Raw genomic sequence first — 5,731 nt, 5'->3', positions numbered from 1 at the left:
CCTCGAGAAATAATCTTTTCTTTTCTTCTTCAACATCTGATTTTACCGGCTTTGCCTGCTCTTTATACTTGTTCATTATTTTTTCCTTCTCATTCAGTATTTTGTCGTTTTTTGATATGTTCATGAGAAAATCAATAACTGCTTTTTCAATGTTTTCCGCAGGCAAAACCATGCCTTTGCATACAGACTGCCCTTTTGCGACTGAATTCCGGCATCTGTAATAAAAATATTTTCCACTTTTGTTCTTTTTTGCCTGGACATAGCCGAACATTCCGCCTTTGCACATTCCGCATCTTAATAATCCTGTTAAAAGATAAGCCTGCTTTGCCTTGCTCGGTTTCATGTATTTCTGTTTTAATATTTCCTGCACTTTTTCAAAGGTTTCATCTGTGATTATTGGTTCATGCTGTCCTTTTACTATTTTCCATAACTCCTTTTTCACATTTTTGAGTTTTCCTGTTGCTAATTCTGTTTTTCTCTTGCCATACCAGATTTTGCCTGTGTAGGTTGGAGTTGATAAAATTCTTCTTATTGAGGTTGCAGCCCATGGTGCTCCTTCAGGAGCTCTGATTCCTATTCTGTTTAATTCATGAGTTGTTTTTCTCAGGCTTCTGAATTCAAGATAAAGCTTGTAGATTTTTTTTACTAATTCAGCTTCCTGCTTTTGCAGATATAGCCTGCCTTTTTCAGGTGCTAGTTCATTTGCCTCTTTTAATGCCTTATCTTCACTTAATCCTTGCTCAAGAAATACTTTTAACAGCTTGCCTTTTGTTGTGTAGCCAAGGGGAACTACTCCGCCTGTCCATTTTCCGGATAATGCGCGATGATGCATATCTGCTGAAACTCTTTCTGAATCAATTTCTCTTTCTAATTGGGCTATTGAGCCGAGAAGATTAATAATGAATCTGCCCATTGGTCCTGTCGTGTCTATACTTTCTGTCAGGGAGATTAGTTTGACATTATGCTGCTGCAGGGATTCCATTAAGTTGATTAAATCTCTTAAAGAGCGGGTTATTCTGTCAAGCCTTGTTACGATAATGACGTTTATCTTTCCTGCTGTTACGTCCTGCATTAATTCCTCGAATGCGGGCCGTTTTGTGTCTTTTGCTGATATTCCCTCGTCTTTGTATGGTTTGTCTTTGTAAACCTCAAAATTCTGGGCTTTGCAGTACTGCCTTAATCTTTCTTCCTGTGTGTGCAGAGAATCTCTGTCAATCTGCATGGATGTTGAAACTCTGACATAAATTCCAGCTTTCATAAGAAATCCTTTCCGTTGGGGTTTATTTGATGCTAAAAGAAATGGTTGGATTAAATTTAACACGAATTCCTCGAAAAATATTGTCCGGTGATTTAATAAATACTGGCTTTTTTCTATAAGTCCTAGAAGTCCATTCGGCTTGTAATAGAAGGTTTTTCTCGCGCCAATCTGAACGTATTAAATTTCGTATTCTTTCATCGTGTTGGTATAAATTGATCCAAACATAAGAAGGAGATTTCTTTATTTTGCTGACTTCTCCTATACTAATACTGGAAATTCTTTTTCTTTTTAAGTTTCGAATAGCATGTCTTACAATATTCAATAGCAGTTCTTTATCTAGGATGTCAGATTCAGTTAATACTATTAGCGCTTCCAATCTACGAATTTTGCCTGCACTTTTGTTGATAGTTTCTCGGACAACGTATCTTGAAGAGAAGAGCTGAACGCCCATCTTTTTCCACTCATCGTGAATCTGTTTCTTCACTAATTGCAGTTGAAGAAGGAATATATTTCTGAAAGTATGCATTTTCCTTTTCCAGCTGGGCGCATCATACCAAAGAAGACCACCTTCTATAATCCCTTTTGCAGATTCGGGTGGTAGGTCTTTTTCAATAGCTTCCCAAAGTTTCTTGCCATCTAGAAATGCTGCCGCAGAAACTGATTTCCCACAATCAATTGATATACCAAAACGGCCATAATTTTCTCCTCCGAATTTTAGAGAATTCCAACTCACATTTAGGCTCTCAAAAATATGGGTCATTCTGGCTGGGCTAGAGATGGAACAGTTAATGTTTAGTTGTCTTTCGTTTTTGACAGTCTCACTTTCTACCATTGACTGTATTTTGAGTCCAAGATGGGATGTGATCCCGTCTATAAAAAGATACCTTACCCCAAGTGGCAAAGAATTAAGCCCATATCTTGCAACTTCACGTTGATTTCCACACAAAAAAAGTAGTAGTGCTATAACCATGGCATTGCAAGTGTTGACTAGTTCATCGAGTATCTCTGTGAAGCCTGAAGCTGTAAGTTCAATTTCTGTCCCAGAGTTTATATATTTGATTCCTTGGAATTCAAATGAGCTGGAGCCGTGAGATATTGCATTACGTACTGTTGCGTTATATCCCTTTGTTAATCTCTGCAAGCTGTTATTTTGAAGTATTTGTACTCGGTTGGCTAAGGTAGGAGATTGGTAATTTTTATTTCTTAATCTTCCTAATACTTCGAGAGGAATGCGAATCAAATTATTGAATATATGTTCGCAGTAGCGTTGATATTCTGGATGCCATATTCGTTCGAAATCAACTAAGTCTCTCGGCTCCTTTAATGATAAGCTGTTTTCTTGTTTCCAACTGCTACCGGGTCTTATCAAGGAGAAAATGGCATGTGTTATGTCTCGATTGGATCTAGCTAGACTATCTAAAACCAAATTTGAATGAGCATTAAAGAAATTCAAACTTTCAAGAAAGGTCAATTTGCTGAAATACATAAGGGGTCTTATTGTCGCAAAGGGATAAAGTGAAAGATGCCAATCAGTAAAGTTGGCAGGCGTAATCAGTCCTTTGAATGAATGTAGAATAAGATGTTTGCGCAGTTTCTTTTGTAAAACACAAATCTCATGGTTTTGCATAAGATCATTTAGGGATTTCATTTCTCAGACTCCCTTAGGATGATAGGTTTTTCAATCAATGGTTTGTATTGTGTTGCTTAATTATAGGTTAGAATTGGTGGAGTTGTCAAGAGTGGGGGGAGAGAAGGAAAATCCGTAGGATTATTCTGTATTTCTAATTATAAATCCAAAGGTTCTTCTATATCGTTAAATAACTTTCCCTGCTTTTTATCTGGTTTGTTCCCCAACTCGTGTTTAGTACAGAGATCTATAAAAGTTTCTAGCGTTTTTTTAAACTTCTTGAAGTTAACCGTATATTCTCCTTTCTGACTATCTATTAATACCGCGAGTTTAAAAGTAACCATAGCATTGAGTGCTTCTTTCACCCAGGATGTAAGTGGGATTTTAGGTTGATGAGTATCATCGCCAGCATTTAATTTCTTAAACGAATAGTTAGCATGCAAGTCTTCTACTACATTCTCTATAGTAATATTTATAGGTATTCGTTTCATCCCAGAAAATTTTTCGTTATCAGAAGCGCGAAACATAATTACATTTTCCCATATAAGATGGAGCAAGTAAGGTAAAGGGGGCTTAGCGTCATATAATTTAATTTTTTCATACTTAAGCATCAATATGTCTGTTGGTACCATGACTCCAACAAGGAGCTTTTTATTAATTTTATCAAAATATTTAAATGAGCCATATTCTTTCCTGAAAAAGAAATAAGATTTAACCTGGTCGTTGCGGTTAAATTGAACAATAATAAAGTTTTTGTTGAAAGTGATTTCGCTATCTTTCCTTTCTTCAAAATATTGCTGTACTGCTCGGGAACGACTTTGCTCAGGTAAAAGTACTATCTCGTGGTTATCAATTTTACCACTGGTTGTAAGCCAATTAGTTAACTCATCATCATAACGCATTAATTGTTCAAAATCTTTCATCCATAGACTATTCTCTTCCGGAAAACTTTTTTTAATTTCTCCTACAATACCCTTGTTATTAGGAGCTTGAATGCAAAAATCTGGCGTAACTTCAGTATCAGGAGACACTCTATTTGCCGATGAAGTTTTCATTCTTCTCCCCTGAAAAATCATAATATCATTGTCTATAGTTTGGGTATCATCATCAAATCGGAAAAGATTAATGAATCCGATTATGGCAAAAATTGAATCTTTATAATCGTCTATTTGTTCATTAAATGTTTTAGCCATTATTCAGCAACCTCAAAATCTTTAATATCTCCTTCGGCATAATTATCAAAAATGTGGTTCATAAGCCTTTTTATTGATTGAAATGATGCCTTAAGTTGAGGAACTATTACAATTTTATCGGTAGACAATACCCAAATATCAAAAGAGCTTCCGTCAAAATAATCAAATAATGACAAATGTATATATGGATTCCCATGAATTACTGATACAGAAGAAGCCTTCATATTTTTAAAAGAGTCTATGAATTTGTTATTTTCTTCAACTTCTGTAAATCTTCCATATCCAAAATCTATGCATAGAGGACTTATATCTCGGTTTGGATTATCAAGTCGCGCCCTTCGGCTAAAAATTTTTATATTTTCATAAACCGTTTTTGAAATAGGAAGGATAAAATACTCATATAAAAGTTTAAAGTATCTGTTTGTTTTAATAACTCCTTTCCGCGAGATAGATATTTCAATTTTGGGTTCGTGAGGTTTTTTAATCTGGAATTTAAGATTCTTAAACCATCCATTTTCATTGTCTACCCATTCAAATGCTTTTTCTAAGTCAAATTCTGGCCAATTTACCGAAGGCATAATTTTTTTACCAACACGGCTATAAGTGGTTGTTCGAACAATAGTTAAGGATTTGAAATTATTCCCATCCCTAAATTCGAGAAGTAGATTTTTTAGTTTTTTATGAGTTATAAAAGTTAAACTTACTCGGGGGAAATTTTTTAAGAAATAAGGATAGATACCTCTAGAGAAAAATTGCGAATTTTCCAATGTAATTACAGTGTAAATGTCATCATATTCTTTATTTTTTACAATAAATACCTTTCCAGAAATTATTCCTTTTTGTCCGAAATTTCGTATTTGGAAAGAACAGTCAAATAAAAATATCCCGCCATTTTCTGAGACTAATTTACATTGAGAGTTCCCATTTTTTAAAGTAGAAAAGTAGGAAGGTTTAATGTAAACAGGGAAGAAGTAAACATTGAGCTTTTTATGGCTCCCTAAAATAGAATCTATGCCCTTATGTAGAGTTTCTTCAGTGTGTTTCTGAGAATAGAAAGCACCTATATAATCCATATAATTTATTTATAGTAAGAAATTGTACTACTAGAAACATAATTTTACATCTTTTAAAGACAGAAGGATAGGTTTTGTCTTCAATTAAAGGTCAGATAGAGAGATTTGTCAAGTGTAATTGGATTGACAAAATATCCTTGGAGTTGAACTATGAATATAGAATTTTTAAGTGCCATTGTTCAGTTGATAGTTGCTATTATATCCCTTATTTTTCTTTGTCTAAATAAAAAAACCTATCTGTGCTGTCGTGGTTATCATGTTCTTTTAGACTAAATCCGCCAATGAAAGTTTCATAATTTCAGTCAAAAGACAGGTTTTAACCTTAGTTTTATTTTCATTGCCTGCTTCTTTGATTATGTTTTCAACTTTTTCCAGGACTGCATTATCCTTGCAGGCTATTATCACCTTCTCGCATCCTGCCTCTATGTCTTTCCTTATGTTTTCTTTTTCGTGTTCAGATGATATTGCTATCTCTATGGCTATTATGCCTTTTTCTGTTTCAATTCCAACATCTAAAAACTTGCTGTTGAGATTTTTCTCGATTTCAGTTTTATATCCCTGCTCTTTAAAATGAGCAGAT

At 34.5% G+C, this 5,731-nt stretch carries 5 protein-coding genes; all 5 read right to left on the bottom strand.

The annotated features are described in order from the left end of the window. On the bottom strand, nucleotides 1–1,258 hold a 1,258-nt coding region (locus KKC91_03020; GenBank protein MBU0477524.1), incomplete at its 3' end, for a recombinase family protein. 22 nt (nucleotides 1,259–1,280) lie between these two features. Continuing rightward, complete coding sequence (locus KKC91_03015) at nucleotides 1,281–2,906, bottom strand: hypothetical protein (protein ID MBU0477523.1); 1,626 nt, start codon at nucleotides 2,904–2,906, stop codon at nucleotides 1,281–1,283. Between the two features lie 137 nt (nucleotides 2,907–3,043). Further along, complete coding sequence (locus KKC91_03010; GenBank protein MBU0477522.1) at nucleotides 3,044–4,078, bottom strand: hypothetical protein; 1,035 nt, start codon at nucleotides 4,076–4,078, stop codon at nucleotides 3,044–3,046. After that, the gene (locus tag KKC91_03005) at nucleotides 4,078–5,151 is read right to left on the bottom strand and encodes a hypothetical protein (GenBank protein MBU0477521.1); all 1,074 of its coding nucleotides are present in this window, start codon (nucleotides 5,149–5,151) and stop codon (nucleotides 4,078–4,080) included. The genes KKC91_03010 and KKC91_03005 overlap by 1 nt, the downstream gene beginning before the upstream one ends. Nucleotides 5,152–5,415: 264 nt before the next feature. After that, on the bottom strand, nucleotides 5,416–5,731 hold a 316-nt coding region (locus KKC91_03000; protein ID MBU0477520.1), incomplete at its 5' end, for a hypothetical protein.

It is taken from the genome of bacterium (assembly GCA_018812485.1).
Lineage (GTDB): Bacteria > JAHJDO01 > JAHJDO01 > JAHJDO01 > JAHJDO01 > JAHJDO01.
The sequence above is the reverse complement of the archived record's forward strand: the minus strand, read 5'-3'. Positions and strand labels throughout refer to the sequence as shown.

Coding starts and splice junctions, on each gene's coding strand:
- KKC91_03015 (MBU0477523.1), bottom strand. CDS start 2,906: ATGAAATCCCTAAATGATCTTATGCAAAACCATGAGATTTGTGTTTTA.
- KKC91_03010 (MBU0477522.1), bottom strand. CDS start 4,078: ATGGCTAAAACATTTAATGAACAAATAGACGATTATAAAGATTCAATT.
- KKC91_03005 (MBU0477521.1), bottom strand. CDS start 5,151: ATGGATTATATAGGTGCTTTCTATTCTCAGAAACACACTGAAGAAACT.